The organism is Planomicrobium sp. MB-3u-38, from assembly GCF_002836425.1.
GTDB classification, from domain to species: Bacteria; Bacillota; Bacilli; order Bacillales_A; family Planococcaceae; genus Planococcus; species Planococcus okeanokoites.
The window spans coordinates 174,291-188,973 of record NZ_PJBO01000001.1; the positions used below are offsets into that span (position 1 = coordinate 174,291).

The 14,683-nt window shown below is 45.4% G+C and carries 19 protein-coding genes; 17 read left to right on the forward strand and 2 right to left on the reverse strand.

Features of this window, described 5'->3' with window-relative positions; translation table 11 throughout:
* Positions 1–6 precede the first annotated feature (6 nt).
* From CXF70_RS01025 to CXF70_RS01045, 5 genes are all read left to right on the forward strand, one after another.
* Positions 7–768 carry an MBL fold metallo-hydrolase gene (locus CXF70_RS01025; protein WP_101801119.1) on the forward strand — a complete coding sequence of 254 codons (762 nt, stop codon included), beginning with the start codon at positions 7–9 and terminating at the stop codon, positions 766–768.
* A 363-nt stretch (positions 769–1,131) separates the two neighbouring features.
* Positions 1,132–1,419 (forward strand): metal-sensitive transcriptional regulator, encoded by a 288-nt coding sequence (locus CXF70_RS01030; protein WP_084243598.1) that lies wholly within the window; start codon positions 1,132–1,134, stop codon positions 1,417–1,419.
* A gap of 77 nt (positions 1,420–1,496) precedes the next feature.
* Positions 1,497–1,700 carry a copper chaperone CopZ gene (gene copZ / locus CXF70_RS01035; protein ID WP_179135716.1) on the forward strand — a complete coding sequence of 68 codons (204 nt, stop codon included), beginning with the start codon at positions 1,497–1,499 and terminating at the stop codon, positions 1,698–1,700.
* A gap of 72 nt (positions 1,701–1,772) precedes the next feature.
* Complete coding sequence (locus CXF70_RS01040) at positions 1,773–4,202, forward strand: heavy metal translocating P-type ATPase (RefSeq protein WP_101801120.1); 2,430 nt, start codon at positions 1,773–1,775, stop codon at positions 4,200–4,202.
* Between the two features lie 320 nt (positions 4,203–4,522).
* The gene (locus tag CXF70_RS01045) at positions 4,523–4,939 is read left to right on the forward strand and encodes a hypothetical protein (protein WP_158241138.1); all 417 of its coding nucleotides are present in this window, start codon (positions 4,523–4,525) and stop codon (positions 4,937–4,939) included.
* A gap of 540 nt (positions 4,940–5,479) precedes the next feature.
* Here CXF70_RS01045 and CXF70_RS01055 read toward each other — a convergent pair.
* A complete protein-coding gene (locus tag CXF70_RS01055; protein WP_101801123.1) occupies positions 5,480–6,025 on the reverse strand; it encodes a hypothetical protein in 546 nt (181 codons plus the stop codon).
* On the reverse strand, positions 6,009–6,530 hold the full coding sequence (locus CXF70_RS01060) for an RNA polymerase sigma factor (RefSeq protein WP_101801124.1): 522 nt from the start codon (positions 6,528–6,530) through the stop codon (positions 6,009–6,011). The genes CXF70_RS01055 and CXF70_RS01060 overlap by 17 nt, the downstream gene beginning before the upstream one ends.
* 213 nt (positions 6,531–6,743) lie before the next feature.
* Between CXF70_RS01060 and CXF70_RS01065 the strand changes: the two genes are divergently transcribed.
* From CXF70_RS01065 to CXF70_RS01125, 12 genes are all read left to right on the forward strand, one after another.
* The gene (locus CXF70_RS01065; RefSeq protein WP_101801125.1) at positions 6,744–7,070 is read left to right on the forward strand and encodes a hypothetical protein; all 327 of its coding nucleotides are present in this window, start codon (positions 6,744–6,746) and stop codon (positions 7,068–7,070) included.
* Positions 7,067–7,285, forward strand: coding sequence for a hypothetical protein (locus tag CXF70_RS01070; RefSeq protein ID WP_101801126.1), 219 nt, complete (start codon positions 7,067–7,069; stop codon positions 7,283–7,285). Before CXF70_RS01065 ends, CXF70_RS01070 begins: the two co-directional genes overlap by 4 nt.
* Positions 7,286–7,450: 165 nt before the next feature.
* Positions 7,451–7,969, forward strand: coding sequence for a DUF421 domain-containing protein (locus tag CXF70_RS01075; RefSeq protein WP_101801127.1), 519 nt, complete (start codon positions 7,451–7,453; stop codon positions 7,967–7,969).
* A 135-nt stretch (positions 7,970–8,104) separates the two neighbouring features.
* Positions 8,105–8,902 (forward strand): aminoglycoside adenylyltransferase domain-containing protein, encoded by a 798-nt coding sequence (locus CXF70_RS01080; RefSeq protein WP_101801128.1) that lies wholly within the window; start codon positions 8,105–8,107, stop codon positions 8,900–8,902.
* A 373-nt stretch (positions 8,903–9,275) separates the two neighbouring features.
* A complete protein-coding gene (locus CXF70_RS01090; RefSeq protein ID WP_101801130.1) occupies positions 9,276–9,803 on the forward strand; it encodes a GNAT family N-acetyltransferase in 528 nt (175 codons plus the stop codon).
* A 35-nt stretch (positions 9,804–9,838) separates the two neighbouring features.
* A complete protein-coding gene (locus CXF70_RS01095) occupies positions 9,839–10,681 on the forward strand; it encodes a hypothetical protein (protein ID WP_101801131.1) in 843 nt (280 codons plus the stop codon).
* Positions 10,682–11,101: 420 nt separating this feature from the next.
* The gene (locus CXF70_RS01100) at positions 11,102–11,512 is read left to right on the forward strand and encodes a hypothetical protein (RefSeq protein ID WP_101801132.1); all 411 of its coding nucleotides are present in this window, start codon (positions 11,102–11,104) and stop codon (positions 11,510–11,512) included.
* A gap of 48 nt (positions 11,513–11,560) precedes the next feature.
* Positions 11,561–11,779 carry a hypothetical protein gene (locus CXF70_RS01105; protein WP_101801133.1) on the forward strand — a complete coding sequence of 73 codons (219 nt, stop codon included), beginning with the start codon at positions 11,561–11,563 and terminating at the stop codon, positions 11,777–11,779.
* An 81-nt stretch (positions 11,780–11,860) separates the two neighbouring features.
* Entirely contained in the window at positions 11,861–12,568 is a 708-nt protein-coding gene (locus CXF70_RS01110) for a DNA alkylation repair protein (protein WP_101801134.1), read from the forward strand.
* A 151-nt stretch (positions 12,569–12,719) separates the two neighbouring features.
* A complete protein-coding gene (locus CXF70_RS01115; RefSeq protein WP_101801135.1) occupies positions 12,720–13,133 on the forward strand; it encodes an Rrf2 family transcriptional regulator in 414 nt (137 codons plus the stop codon).
* 24 nt (positions 13,134–13,157) lie between these two features.
* The gene (locus CXF70_RS01120; protein ID WP_101801136.1) at positions 13,158–14,057 is read left to right on the forward strand and encodes an NAD(P)/FAD-dependent oxidoreductase; all 900 of its coding nucleotides are present in this window, start codon (positions 13,158–13,160) and stop codon (positions 14,055–14,057) included.
* Positions 14,058–14,083: 26 nt separating this feature from the next.
* On the forward strand, positions 14,084–14,683 hold the full coding sequence (locus CXF70_RS01125) for a class I SAM-dependent methyltransferase (protein WP_101801137.1): 600 nt from the start codon (positions 14,084–14,086) through the stop codon (positions 14,681–14,683).

The window sequence follows — 14,683 nt, forward strand, 5'->3', positions numbered from 1 at the left end:
GGAACCATGCATATTCAACAAATACGAAATGCTACCCTGATTATAGATTTTGCAGGAAAGAAGTTTTTAGTTGATCCATTTTTAGCGGAGAAAGGAACTTTACCGCCTTTCCCCAATTCAGACAGACAAGATCAAAACAATCCACTTGAGAGCCTGCCTCTTTCGGTGGAAGAAATCATCGCTGGTATAGATGCTGTTATCGTCACTCACACACATCTGGACCACTGGGATGATGCAGCAAAAGAAGCATTGCCGAAAGACATCAAATTGTTCACGCAGAACGATGAAGACAAAGCAGAGATTGAAGGCGCTGGCTTCACGAATATTGAAGTTCTTCAGGAAGACACAGTATTCGAAAATATCCAGTTGATCAAAACAAAAGGCGAACACGGCAGAGGCGAAATCTTGAAGATGGCCGGCCATGTATGCGGCGTTGTCTTCAAGCACGCAGATGAAAAAACACTTTATGTAGCTGGAGATACTGTTTGGTATGATGAAGTACAAAAAACGATCGCTGCCCACAATCCGGAAATCATCGTGGTAAATGCAGGAGACAACCAATTCCTTCAAGGCGGTTCGCTGGTCATGAAAGAAGATGATGTCTACGAAGTGCATAAAGCGGCACCTGATGCAAAAATCATCTCTGTACACATGGAAGCTGTTAACCACTGGAATCTGTCAAGAGAAGATCTGCAGAAGTTTGGGGAAGAAAAAGGCATGTCTTCCAATCTGATTGTGCCAAACAATGGTGAAAGCAACAGCTTTTAATCGCTGGAATACAGCAGGTAAGTGATTGAAAAATGAGGAGTCTTTCAAAAACATTCTCTATTTCCTGCTAAATAATATATTCGATTTGAAATTGTTTTTAAAAATAGTAAGCAACGTGATGTATTTACCATGTAAAGACACGTATATGTTTTGGCGGCGGAGTTCATGAGCCGCCCAATTTTTGACTTATTATATACCCCCTCGCTGTATATTCCGCTTTTGAACTATTCGAGCTCCTTAGCGGAAGAGATATAAAACATGCAACCACAAGTCAAACATCTTCGGAATCAACAGCTTTGACAAACTGTCAAAATATTAGTAATATACGGGTATAGGGTATATTGATTCGGGAGGGTTGATCAAATGGAAACTACAATGAAATCAACAGTACAGCCAAACAAGCAGCAGCTTTTGAACCGGTTGAAACGGATTGAGGGGCAGGTTCGTGGCGTCCATCAAATGGTCGAGAACGACCGCTATTGTGTGGACATCCTCCATCAGGTGAGTGCGATCCAGTCGGCCATGAACAAAGTGTCGCTGGCTTTATTGGAAGATCATACACATCACTGTGTGGCAAAAGCCATCAAAGACAATAAAGGCGAAGAAGCGATCAATGAATTGATGGACGTCATGAAGACGATGACGAAGTAAAAGAAGGAACAAAAAGGTTGATATACCCTGAGAAGGTATATTAAGCTTAAGAAAATAAGAACTTAGGAGGAATTATAATGAATGAAACATTAAAAGTAGAAGGTATGTCTTGCGCACATTGCGTGAATGCGGTTGAATCGAGTGTGGGCGAACTTCAAGGCGTTTCGTCAGTGAAAGTGGATCTTGCAAACGGCCAGGTTGCCGTGGATTACGATGACAGCAAAACATCACTTGGCGAAATCAAGGAAACAATCGAAGACCAGGGATATGACGTAGTATAAGGGTGCTCTTTCAGCACTCTTCTCTTTTAAATGAAATATACCCCCATATAGTATAGGGAAGAGGAGAATATCATGGCGACAGCAACTAAAGAAACATCCAAAGAAGCTAACTTTCAAATTACCGGTATGACGTGCGCCGCCTGTGCGACCCGCATCGAAAAAGGGTTGAACAAAATGGATGGCGTCGAAAAGGCAAGTGTCAATTTGGCGCTTGAAAAATCGTCGATCCAGTACGACTCCACTAAACTCAGCGAAGCGGATTTTGAAAAGAAAATCGACGCGCTTGGCTATGGCGTCGTCAAACAGAAAGCGGAATTTGATATCACCGGGATGACGTGTGCGGCGTGCTCGACCCGTGTTGAAAAAGGGTTGAACAAACTGGGTGGTGTGACAGCGGCGAATGTTAATCTGGCGCTTGAAAAAGCGACGATTGAATTCAATCCGTCTGAAGTGACGGTTGGCGACATCATCGCGAAAGTGGAAAAACTGGGTTACGGCGCTCATCAGCACCAGGAAGACACAGAAAAAGTGGATTATCGTGAAAAAGCCATCCAGGAGCAGAAATGGAAGTTCATTGCGTCAGCCATTCTTTCTCTGCCTTTACTGTGGACGATGGTCGGCCACTTTTCCTTTACTTCGTTTTTATACGTTCCGGAAATTCTGATGAATCCATGGGTTCAGATGCTGTTGGCGACTCCGGTGCAGTTCATTATCGGGAAACAGTTCTATGTCGGAGCATATAAAGCGCTCCGCAACGGCAGCGCCAATATGGACGTGCTGGTCGCGATGGGGACATCGGCGGCTTACTTCTACAGCGTTTACCAGGCGATTATTCACGCCGGTTCACCTCACGCAGCGCATCTGTATTTTGAAACCAGTGCGGTTTTAATTACCCTGATTGTGTTGGGTAAATTATTTGAAGCGAAAGCGAAAGGCCGTTCATCTGAAGCGATCAAGAAACTGATGGGCCTTCAGGCAAAAACCGCTGTCGTGCTGCGTGGTGGCATCGAAACGGTAGTGCCGCTGGAAGAAGTGGCGATTGGCGACACCATCTTCGTTAAACCCGGTGAAAAGATTCCGGTGGACGGCGAAGTGCTCGAAGGAACCACGGCAGTCGACGAATCCATGCTGACGGGCGAAAGTTTGCCGGTCGATAAAGCGGCGGGCGATCTGCTCTATGGTTCAACGATCAACAGCAATGGTTCAATCCAAATGAAAGCGACGAAAGTGGGACGCGATACAGCGCTCGCGCAAATCATAAAAGTGGTGGAAGACGCGCAGGGAACAAAAGCGCCGATCCAGCGAATGGCGGATAAAATTTCAGGCATCTTCGTTCCGATCGTTGTCGGAATCGCGTTAGTTACATTTCTTGTGTGGTATTTCCTTGTCGACCCGGGCAATTTCACACCGGCGCTTGAAGTGCTGATTGCGGTATTGGTCATTGCCTGCCCATGTGCGCTCGGTCTTGCAACACCGACTTCCATTATGGCGGGTTCCGGCCGGTCAGCGGAAATGGGTGTCCTGTTCAAAGGCGGCGAACATTTGGAGCAGACTCAAAGCATCGATACAGTTGTTGTCGATAAAACGGGTACGGTCACGCACGGCAAACCGGTGTTGACGGATGTTAAGCTGGCTGATGGCCAAGACGAAGAACACGTTCTTTCATTGGTCGGTGCAGCTGAGAAGCAATCCGAACACCCACTCGCGCAAGCAATTGTGGAGGGGATCCAGGAAAAAGGCATCGAACTTGGCAAAGTGCAATTTTTCGAAGCGATTCCGGGATACGGCGTTCAAGCAACCGTATCAGGGCAAGGTGTTCTGGTTGGAACGCGTAAACTCATGCAGCAATACGGTATCGACGTATCAGCGGTTCTGCCTGAAATGGAAGCGTTGGAAAGTGACGGCAAAACAGCAATGCTCGCTGCTGTTAACGGACAGTATGCCGGATTGGTGGCTGTTGCGGATACGATTAAAGACACTTCGCGCGGAGCGATTGCACGCCTTCAGAAAATGGGGATCCATGTGATCATGATGACAGGCGACAACGAGCGGACCGCGCAGGCGATCGGCAAAGAAGTCGGCGTCGACGCGGTGATTTCGGAAGTGCTTCCGGAAGGCAAAGCGGACGAAGTGAAGAAATTACAGCAGCAAGGCAAGAAAGTGGCGATGGTCGGCGATGGCATCAATGACGCGCCGGCACTTGCGACAGCTGACATCGGCATGGCCATCGGTACAGGCACAGACGTCGCGATGGAAGCGGCGGACATCACATTGATCCGCGGCGATTTGAACAGCATCGCGGACGCCATCATCATGAGCCGCAAAACGATGCGCAACATCAAACAGAACCTGTTCTGGGCATTCGCCTACAACACAGTGGGCATCCCGATTGCCGCCATCGGCTTGCTGGCGCCATGGGTAGCGGGAGCCGCGATGGCTTTCAGTTCCGTGTCGGTCGTTCTGAACTCCTTGCGTCTGCAGAGAGTGAAATTGGATAAGTAAATTATTTCGAAAGCAATAAAATATGGAAGTTTCAAGCGCCTTCCGGGGAAATCCGGAGGGCGCTTTTTGTTTTTGGGGAGTGGGGTGTTGGGATGGGAGCTGATCGAGGGTGCGTGAAAAGCGAGTTGGGCATAAATAGGACGAAGTTGGGCATAAAACAGTCGAAGTTGGGCATATTTCGACCAAAGTTGGGCATAAAAAAGTCTGGCGCAAATTCGGGCAAGTTGGCCACACGAAAAATAGCATTTTTCATTCATTTCGGATAAAAATAAGAGGCGCCGAATCGTGGAAAAAGCGAGTTGGGAGTAAATGAGGCGAAGTTGGGAGTAAACCGACCAAAGTTGGGAATAAAAAAATTTCCGCCTAAATCCAGCAGACCAACCCCAAGCCCAAAAGACAAATGGATGCTTTTCGCAGGCGAAAAGCGAAAAACCACTCTGGTTAATATTCCTTTATTAGCTGGAGCGCTGTTGGCGAAAGGACAAAAGGCCATTCGACCGCTGCAAATCCATTATGTTACAGTATATGGAAGGGGTGAGGATATGAAAAAAGATTTGAAGTCATTAGCTGGTCTAATTTTAGGCGCAATCTTCGGCTGTTTTATAGTTCTTGTAATTTTCGGGGATGGTGATTCAATAATACAAACTACAATTGGTGTCTCATTGGGAATGGTCATTACCTACGCTGCAATTATCGGCATTAAAAAAGCTGCGGGCAAATACGAAGATCAGGAATAGAAGGCAGGTGGCGAAGGATCATTAGTCTTTTCTTGTTTATTATTATTCACATTTCTATTGGATTGTTCCTCATATACACAAACAGAAAGCTGCCGAAAATGGTTACGGTATTCGGAACGGTCTTTTTTGTTGCGAGCTTTATGTATTGGGTAATTGTTGTAATCGATTTGATGAACAAAGGGGTATAAAAACATACATACTTTAAGCAATAAGAATTCGTAAACAATATAAAGGAGAGGATGGTGGCGAGTGGCAAATTTCTTATACATATTTGTAATCGCCCTTTTTGCGGTCTGTTTCTTTTTCTTCTTAATGAATTTTGTAGGAGAATACAGTCAATGCACTTTGATCTTTTCGGTATTCGGCATGCTAAATGCGAGCATAGCCATTGGAGTAGCGGAGGTGTTGAACAAAACGCGGGATTTAACGGCAGATTAAACGAGAAATTCCAGTGAACATAAAAGAGAGCTTTCCGAATGCAAGCTCTCTTTTATTGGCATATGGAACCTTTCATTTTCAAAACTCATAAAAAAATATTTATCACTCTTCACGAGTCAGCAAAAAAGATTCGGATCTTCCATCCCACTCGATAGTGGCATCTATTTCTTCGTTTTCCTGTACCTTCGCACCGTTGCTTTCTGACGTTCCGCTTACTGTTCGATCTGCATATAGTGTGTCTGTGCCGCTGCTTCCACCACTCGTTCCCTCAATTGAATATTCGACAGTTTCAGGTACTTCATCACCAATAAATGTAATTGTATACACAATTTTCTCCCAATCTTCTCTCGGATAAGTAACCACATACTCAATCGCCCAATTCTCGCTTGAACCGGTAAATACCAATTGATCTTCACCGGCGCCGCCGCTGGAAATATTCTCGAACATCGAAGAGTTGGAAGCGAAAAATACAAGAAAGATGATGACGGCCACGGCTGCAATACCAGATGCCAGGGTAGGGATGAAATGCGGCCGTTTACGGCTGAGCTTTCTTTGGATATTGGCAAGGCTGTCGCGTTTTGCGGAATCGGAAAGTTCGGCGCTTTTCATTTCTTCGAATAGGGGATCGAACTCATTTTGTTGGCTCATTTACAAAACCGTCCTTTCGGTTATATTCCTGCTTCAAAGCCTCGAATGCCCGCGCGGCCTTGGCTTTTACCTTCGCTTCCGTCCATCCCAGGATATAGGCGGTCTCTTTGATGGAACGCTCGTTCACTTTGCGGAGAATCAATACGTCCCGGTAATCTTTCTTCAAATGGTCGAATGCCTCATACAGTTTGGCAAGCTCTTCACTCCGCAGAATGGAGGATTCCGGGCTCAAAGACGACGTATCCACATCGCTTTTGCTGTCCCACTTCAAAAAACTGATCAGCCCTTTTCTGCGGAAATGATCATAAGTCACATTGCGCGCAATCTTCAGCAGCCACGTCGACTCGGAAGACTGCCTTTGAAACTTATGGAGATTCTTGAATGCCTTATAGAAGGTATCCTGCGTCAGATCCTCCGCAGTTTCCTTGTTTTTAACCAGCCAGTATATATATCGGTACACCGTTTTATTGTGTGCAATAAACAATCTTTCCACTTCTTCATCCATGTTTTCCCCTCCTTACCGGTCTAGACGATTGAGATGGATAAAAGTAGCGCTTTGATTATAAGTCATTTTACGAAAGTCGATGTTGTTAAGTGTATCCTTTTCCCGCGTTTAATAGTTAAGGTTGAAGGGATTAATGCGAATAAATAGATAAGTATGAGAATATTGAAACTATTTCAGGCGGAAACCGTAGAATAAGCAAAGGGAGTGAACTCCATGCTAAATAAAAGACTGATCCTAATCCTATTAAGTTTTGTTACGGTGCTCGCTGGAATTTTTCTAGCAGGCTGTTCACAAACAGAAGCCGGAGATTCGGATAAGGAAATGATTGAAAAAGTGCTGGCACTGGAATTTAACGGACCAGACGAGGAACTGATGGAATTAATGTGGAACCCGGACAATAAAAAAGTAGTTGACGGTATTGAAGTAAATGAAGAATTCGATAAGTATGTACAAGAGAAGTATGGTGAATACTTTACGGAAAGTGCCCTAGACACATTTATAAGAACAGCCGGAATTGCTTACCAAAGTTTTGCCATTTGAATGATTATACGCTGGACTTTAAAGGTGCAACGATTGAAGAAGCTGAAAATGCGTCGAATAAATATACATTCACTGCGCAGGTAGGTTATCAGAAAGAAGGTGGAGAAGAGGAGATTGCTGATGTGGAAGGGGTTGTCCTCTTTACTACTGCAGAAAAGAAAATCGGCAAGTTCCAATACGGAAAAGACTCCGGTCTTTCAGATGAACTGAGATAGTGATTTTACAATAAAGGATTAGTAAACAATGAAAAAGGAGAGAGGATGCATCCACACGCATCCTCTCTTTTTGTACTTCTTCTTTCCGTTTCATCCCGCACACCAAAGGGTAACTTTTGAGTAAAGCCTGCCTTGTGAACAGAACGGAGAGGAAGTGGATAAATAGTGGAGACATTATTATTTGATGGTTGGAAAAGCGTTCTGCGTATTGTGATTATGTCTGCGTTAGCTTACCCTTTCCTCATTGTCCTGCTGCGCATGTCCGGAAAACGCTCTATCACAAATGTGAATATATTTGATTTCATCATAACTGTTACGTATGGTGCGACTTTGTCGAGTATCATCACAAGCGATAAAGTTTCTTTTGCAGATGGGGCTGCAGTGCTGGTGATGCTGACTTTATTGCAATACCTTGTGTCGAAAACGGCGGCGGGATCCAAAAGATTTTCGGATTTCATAAAAGCTTCGCCGGTTTTTTTATATTACGAAGGCAATTTCAATGAAGAGCAGATGCAAAAGAACCGGATCAGGAAACAGGATTTAAGAGGCAAAGTGCGGCAGCAGGGCATGAGTTCTTTTGAAAATGTGGAAGCGATCGTACTTGAAGGAGACGGCTCGGTGTCCATCATCAAAAAGGAAGATGTGAAATCGAAGGATGCGCTCGAAGACATATCGGAAAAGTAATGATAAGAAAGGCAGCCGGAATTTTCGATTCCGGCTGCCTTTTACTGTGGAAGCGAAAAGCTTATAGTGAGGAATAGGGAAAGTGATGGCTGGTTAGAAAAATGCAGCAATAAGTAAAAAGGGAGGCTTTTTCTTGTGGGCGATAAAATGATAATAAGTTCAATAGAGATAAAACAATTTCTCGATGCCTTGATCATGAATCTGCATCATCAGATAGAGGTTCCGGTTATCGGTGTCTACCTGCATGGTTCGCTTGCGATGGGTGGATTCAATCCGGCCCGAAGCGATGTCGACTTATTGGTTGTGACGGAAACTCCGATCAGTCTGGAGACAAAGAGGAAGCTGGCCGCTCTTTTCTTGGAGCAGTCACGGAACCCATACCCTGTTGAAATCAGTGTTTTGAATCAATCTCAGTTGGAAGAATGGAAGTTCCCAACGCCATACGATTTTCATTTCAGCGAATATTGGCGGGAGCGGTTTGAACAGGACGCTGCGCAAGGGACGACTGCCTGTCTGGATACCGAAGGGAAATACGATATCGACCTCGCCGCCCATTTTATGATTTTGCACCAGCGGGGGATTTGTCTGGAAGGCCGGCCGATCGATCAAGTTTTTCCGATGGTCCCAAAAGCGGATTATATAGCTTCCATCCTTGACGATTATGAAGACTGTCTGGAAAAAATTTTACGGGAACCGGTCTACAGCGTACTCAATTTGATCCGGGTTTATTGGTATTTAAAAGAAGGGAAGATTTCTTCGAAGCAGGAAGCGGGTGAATGGGGTGCGTTCAATTTTCCGGAAAAGTTTGCATCATTAGCCGGGACAGCGTTGAAAGTGTACAAAGGGTTCGAAGACAATTTCAATAGAGAGAGTTTACTGGAATTCAGTGATTACATAGATGCGCATGTAAAGATTCTGTTGAAAGAAAAATAATGTAATCCGAATTTGGATTTTTCTGTATATTTAGCGATATAATACAGATATCAAAGCATTCAAAACTTTCTTCAACGGAAAGGTGGAGCCGCATGACCGCAATCGTCGATTTTTTATTAGGATTTGGCTCGTTAACGCTAATCATCCCATCTATTTTGCTTTTCGGACTTGGACTGGCAAAAAACTCTCACCAAACGGTATTGCTTAGTTATTTTCTGTTTCTGCCCATCTTCCTGATCCTCATTTTTATCGAAATGAGAGTTTATTTCCTGCCGCTGGTGTTTCTCCCAGCCATTCAGATCTTTTATTATTTCAAAATTAAGAACCAGCCAACCTGAAGTGGGCTGGGCACAAGTAAGGAGCTGAATTTTGTTTGTTTAAGACAGAAAGGTGTGTACTATCGGCTTTTCAGGAATCGGACTGTGAAGACGTTTCTAAGCTTTTTGTAAATGAGGAAGTAAGAAGATATCTTGGCGGTATTCGAGATGCGGATTCTCTCAAGGAAACTCTTGAAAGTATGCTCACTCCACAATCAGCTGCATATTACTGGGTGGCGCGGAGAGAAAGCACTAACGAGTTTATTGGCTTGATTTCTTTGGATCTTCATCACGATGGAATCGACTATGAAGTTTCCTACCAATTCCTGCCGGATTGGTGGGGAAAGGGATACGCGGCTGAAACGGTTACAGTGATTATCGATTTTGCATTGAACAGTTTAAAGTTGCCGGCGGTATTGGCGGAAACGCAAAGTGAAAACTTTGCTTCGTGCAGGCTGCTGGAGAAATTGGGCATGGGATTGGAACGGAAAGTTTTCCGGTACGAGGCGGAGCAAAGCATATATGCGATCCGTTGCTTGAAAAGCGATGGTGCGCAAGGGTTATTGCCAACTTCCAGCGAATAAACTAAGCACCAAGCAAAAGTCAGGATGTGCTGAAAATGCTTAAAACACCTATTCATCTGATTGAACAAGTTGTTTTTTCAAGCGGCGATTCACGTTTCAAGGAATATTCGATTCGTGACGCAGACTGGCAGGACCAAAACGGACTGGTACTCTATTTATCAATTAAGGGAAGAAACTGGCTCATCATCAACAGTGAATGGATTCCTTCTCCAATAAATGATCCCAATCCTTTCGTCCGTTGGATCGATCAGGAGCGGATTGTTCTCGTCCAGCGCAGAAGCGGCAGGTTTGAAAGGAACATTTTCGTCCTGAACCTCACTGGTGAAATTATTGCTTCGTTTTATGCAGGTGATGCGATCGAAGACATTGCAGTTGGTCCGGAAGGATTCTGGCTCAGCTATTATTACGGGGGATTCAGATCGGGCCTTCCGAGTGAAAAGCTGGTTTTATTCGGATGGGACGGCCTGCCGATTTTCAAATATGAAACCGATTTGCCGGACAAGCCTGATATTCTGGAAATACTGGCGCTCGTCAAAGGTAAGAATTCCGCAATCTGGCTTGTGCCGTTGCTGAAGCCGCTGGTCGAAATCGTTCCGGAGTCGAAATCAATCACCATCCATAACGAACCGGACCTGCTGAATAAAGGCACCTTTTCTGTCAGTATCCGCGGCGATTTCGTCTATTTCGTGCTGGAGGATACAAAATGGTGCTATGCCTGCCGTATCGGCGAAGAATCGGCGCAGCCCGTCGGCAAAATCAAAGGCGTATCAAGAGGGCTCGCGCCGACTGAATCGTATAATTTCATCAGCCGCTCGAACACCTGGGGCGAGGTGAAGCTGTACCGCATCGATAATAAGGAAGAGTATTTTTTGGCTTGAAACCGAAGGCTGGTCTGGCTTTCGGTTTTTTCGCTTTTCGCCTGCGAAAAGCATGCGTGTTTCTTTTGAATTGGGATTTTGATTGAGGTTCGATTGAAATAAAGGCTGGTTGGCGGCTGAAACCGCCTTTTCGAAGAGCTGATTTTGCGTGATTGCTTGTAAATCGGCGTTCAGGAGATTATATCGGCGTTCAGGAGATTATATCAGCGCTCAGCAAATTATATCTACGTTCAAAAAATTATATCAACGCTTAGGAGAATATATCAACGTTCAGTAAAACGAATCGCCCTAAGCGGGTTTCTCATCCGCTTTTTTGCAATTTTATTGTCACCCCTAAGTGGTTGCTTCAACATATGGTAAAATATAGTTAGAAGATTTTGCGAAATTGAAAATGTAATATATCCGGAAGGAGCGGGTCATGTGAAGCATTTAAAAGGGTTGATTGCAATAGCCGTTCTCGCCATAACACTTGCAGGCTGTTCGTCAAATGATGAAGTGATAAGGATTGGGACTCCGTTTCAAGAGGATGAAACGAGTGGAGTAAAGTTCCATACTGACATCACGAATACAGAATCGATAACGGATTTGAGAGATATCATGAATACTGAAAAAGAGGTGGAGCAGCCCGCAGATTTATCCAGTTTAGCGGATACTTTCTTCACTTTGGATATACGGGAGGAAGGTGTTTCTGAAATTAGCCGTTACGTCTGGTACCAGGAAGATGGCAGCACTATTCTGTCGAATGACGACCTAGCCGGAAATGAAGATCAAAACTTTTTTATTTTGACTGCAGATCAGACAGAAGAATTAAAGCACATACTAGGGGAATGAAAAGCAAGCTGATTCTAAAGGGGTGAGTGCCAGAAAGGAATGATTCGGATGATCTCATACATAGCGAGCAACAAGAAATATTATCTGATGCTTTTCACAGGTGTAATCGTGGCATTAGGGGCGGCGGAACTATTCGCTGATCCGGAAGGTTTCGGCTTGCTGCCGTGGATATTTGGCGGATTTCTGATTGCGGAAGTAATGAACTTTCTGAGGTGGCGCTCAGATAGGAAAAAAGTGAATTCCGCAGAAATGAAGCCTAAGAGTTAAGCCGCAAAAATTAAATAACCTCGCGGGGTGTGACGACTATTGTAAAGTATTAAGAACAGATCCGAAAGGAAGTGCGCAGCGATGGATTTTGAAACGGTCATGCAGGAACTTGAGGCATTGAGCAAAGAAAATATGAAGAAGAAATACCTTTCGAATGGTGCACATGAGCCGCTTTTCGGTGTGGCGACAGGTGCCATGAAACCGATAGCGAAGAAAATAAAGATCGATCAGGAACTGGCGGAAGAATTATACGCGACCGGCAATTACGATGCGATGTATTTCGCGGGCATCATTGCCGACCCGAAGGCGATGACGGCAGAGGATTACGACCGCTGGCTGGATTCGGCGTATTTCTTTATGCTGTCTGATTACGTGGTGGCTGTGACATTGTCGGAATCGGATATTGCGCAGGAAGTGGCAGACAAATGGATTGCGAGCGGCGAGGAGCTGCGGATGTCCGCCGGCTGGAGCTGTTATTGCTGGCTGCTCGGCAGCCGCAAGGACGAGGAGTTTTCGGAGAGCAAGCTGTCCGGCATGCTGGAACTCGTGAAAGACACGATTCACGAAGCGCCGGAACGCACAAAATCCGCCATGAATAATTTTATCGAAACGGTTGGTGTATCATATAAGCCATTGAGCGAAAAAGCGCTGGAAACAGCGCGGCAGATCGGTCCTGTTGAAATGAAGCGCGAAGGCAAGAAGAGCAATTTCCTGAATGCCGCCGCGACCATCGAGAAAGCGATGGAAAAAGATCGCCTGGGCTTCAAGCGGAGATATGTGAGATGTTAAATAGGAAGGAGCGGCTTGTTAAAAAGCGGCTTCTTTTTTTGTGAGAAAAAATCCCGTGAGTTGACTTCCTGCATAGAGGGTGATAAATTTAAATCAATTAAAGACAAATAGAGTCTTTGATATCTGCGAATAAATCTTACAGGAGGTCACCATGAAATATTCGAACGCGACGAACTACGCTTTGCACACGATGGTCCATATCATGCGCCAGTCTGACGGGGAGCCGATAGGGGTTCAGGAGCTGGCTGCGATGCAGAAACTGTCCCCGACCTATCTGTCGAAAATTTTGACCAAGCTGACGAAATCCGGACTGATCGAGTCGACGCCCGGCGTAAAGGGCGGCTACAAAATCTCACGCAAGCAAAAGGAAATCTCATTTCTCGATGTCATCAAATCGATTGAAGGGGATACGAATTTATTCGAGTGCTCGATCCATCACGAAGGCTGCCTGATTGAAAACGTCATGCAGCAGGCAGAAGACAATATGAAGCACGAGCTCGAAAACAAGCTGCTGATCGATATTGTCAGGATGGCGAAAGAAAAACAGGCTGGGATTGAAAGTTAATTGAAATTAGAAGGAGTGATTGGAATGATACTCGATTGTGCTGTAATCGGGGGAGGGCCAGCGGGGCTGAACGCTTCGCTCGTGCTCGGGAGATCCCGGCGGAAAACCGTCCTGTTCGATGACAATAAACCGCGCAATGCGGTCGTTTCGGAATCGCATGGATTCATCACGCGGGATGGCGTCGATCCGCAGGAATTCAAACGGATCGGCCATGAAGAATTGGCGAAGTATCCAGATGTTGAAATTCAGAAGCAACGTGTTGTACGTGTTCATAAGAAAGATGGACTGTTCCACCTTGAAGCGGAAGACGGAGCGGTATTCCAGGCCAAGCGGATCATTCTGGCAATGGGCTTTAAAGAAATTCTGCCGGATGTGGAAAGAGTGGACGAATTTTACGGAAAAAGCCTGTTCAGCTGTCCGTTCTGCGATGGCTGGGAAATGCGGGACAAGGCATTAGTCGTCATTTCAGATAACGAAGCGGCATCGCATATGGTGAAAGTGGCGTCGAACTGGACGGACGATTTGATTTATTGCACAAATGGACGGCAGTTGCTTGAAGAAGAGAAAAGTCTGCTGGAAAGCAGGGGCATTCAGGTTTATGAAGAAAAAATCCGTGCGTTAAATGGAGAGAACGGTAAGCTGGCGGAAGTTCTTTTCGAAGACGGAAGAGCGGTTTCACGGGAAGGCGGATTCATAACGCCGGAATGGACGCTTGCTTCGGATATCGCAGCGTCGCTCGGCTGCAAACTCAATGACCACGGCGGCGTGGAAAGCGACGCGATGAAACGGACGAATATTGAAGGCGTTTATGCCTGTGGAGATGTCTCGTTGGCCGGCGCATCCCAGTTGATTTTTGCGGCTGCGGAAGGCAGCATGGCCGCCATCAGCATCAATGCCGCGATGATCGAAGAGAAATTCAGTTGAAAAAATCTATAAGAGGAGGAAAATAGATGCACGAGAAACATAAAAACTTGCATAGTAAGCACGGGTCTCACGGGAAAATGTCTTATCTGGAGAATCCCGCGCGAAAAAATGACTTGTCTCCAGAAAAATTATTGAGCCTGATTCCAATCAAGGAAACGGATACTGTTTTGGATTTCGGGGCGGGTACCGGTTACTTTACGATTCCCGCGGCGAAAGCAGTGACTGGGAATGTATATGCGCTTGATATGGATGCTGAAATGCTGGACGTTATAAAAGCGAAAGCTCTGCACGCGGAAATTGAAAACATCATTCCGGTTCACACAGATGGTTCGGATATTCCCTTGCCTGATGAAAGGGTCGACCTGGTGATCGCTTCATTGGTATTACACGAGATCCGGCCTTTGGATCAAACATTGACGCAAATGAAAAATGTGTTGAAAGATGATGGTCATTTGATCTGTATCGAACTCGAACCTAAAGGGGAATCCTCCCATAAAGCGCCAAGAATCACGTTGGCAGGGATGGAACAGGAGATGGAGGATGCCGGTTTCCGGGTAGTTGAAAAAGTATTTCCTTCAGAATCGTTGTATGTATTGATTGTGCAGAAGCAGGGGGAAGTTGGGTAA

Bases quoted from the DNA above. Each gene is read 5' to 3' on its own strand.
- CXF70_RS01025 (WP_101801119.1), top strand. From the start codon at position 7: ATGCATATTCAACAAATACGAAATGCTACCCTGATTATAGATTTTGCA.
- CXF70_RS01030 (WP_084243598.1), top strand. From the start codon at position 1,132: ATGGAAACTACAATGAAATCAACAGTACAGCCAAACAAGCAGCAGCTT.
- copZ (WP_179135716.1), top strand. From the start codon at position 1,497: ATGAATGAAACATTAAAAGTAGAAGGTATGTCTTGCGCACATTGCGTG.
- CXF70_RS01040 (WP_101801120.1), top strand. From the start codon at position 1,773: ATGGCGACAGCAACTAAAGAAACATCCAAAGAAGCTAACTTTCAAATT.
- CXF70_RS01055 (WP_101801123.1), bottom strand. From the start codon at position 6,025: ATGAGCCAACAAAATGAGTTCGATCCCCTATTCGAAGAAATGAAAAGC.
- CXF70_RS01060 (WP_101801124.1), bottom strand. From the start codon at position 6,530: ATGGATGAAGAAGTGGAAAGATTGTTTATTGCACACAATAAAACGGTG.
- CXF70_RS01065 (WP_101801125.1), top strand. From the start codon at position 6,744: ATGCTAAATAAAAGACTGATCCTAATCCTATTAAGTTTTGTTACGGTG.
- CXF70_RS01095 (WP_101801131.1), top strand. From the start codon at position 9,839: ATGCTTAAAACACCTATTCATCTGATTGAACAAGTTGTTTTTTCAAGC.
- CXF70_RS01105 (WP_101801133.1), top strand. From the start codon at position 11,561: ATGATCTCATACATAGCGAGCAACAAGAAATATTATCTGATGCTTTTC.
- CXF70_RS01110 (WP_101801134.1), top strand. From the start codon at position 11,861: ATGGATTTTGAAACGGTCATGCAGGAACTTGAGGCATTGAGCAAAGAA.
- CXF70_RS01115 (WP_101801135.1), top strand. From the start codon at position 12,720: ATGAAATATTCGAACGCGACGAACTACGCTTTGCACACGATGGTCCAT.
- CXF70_RS01120 (WP_101801136.1), top strand. From the start codon at position 13,158: ATGATACTCGATTGTGCTGTAATCGGGGGAGGGCCAGCGGGGCTGAAC.
- CXF70_RS01125 (WP_101801137.1), top strand. From the start codon at position 14,084: ATGCACGAGAAACATAAAAACTTGCATAGTAAGCACGGGTCTCACGGG.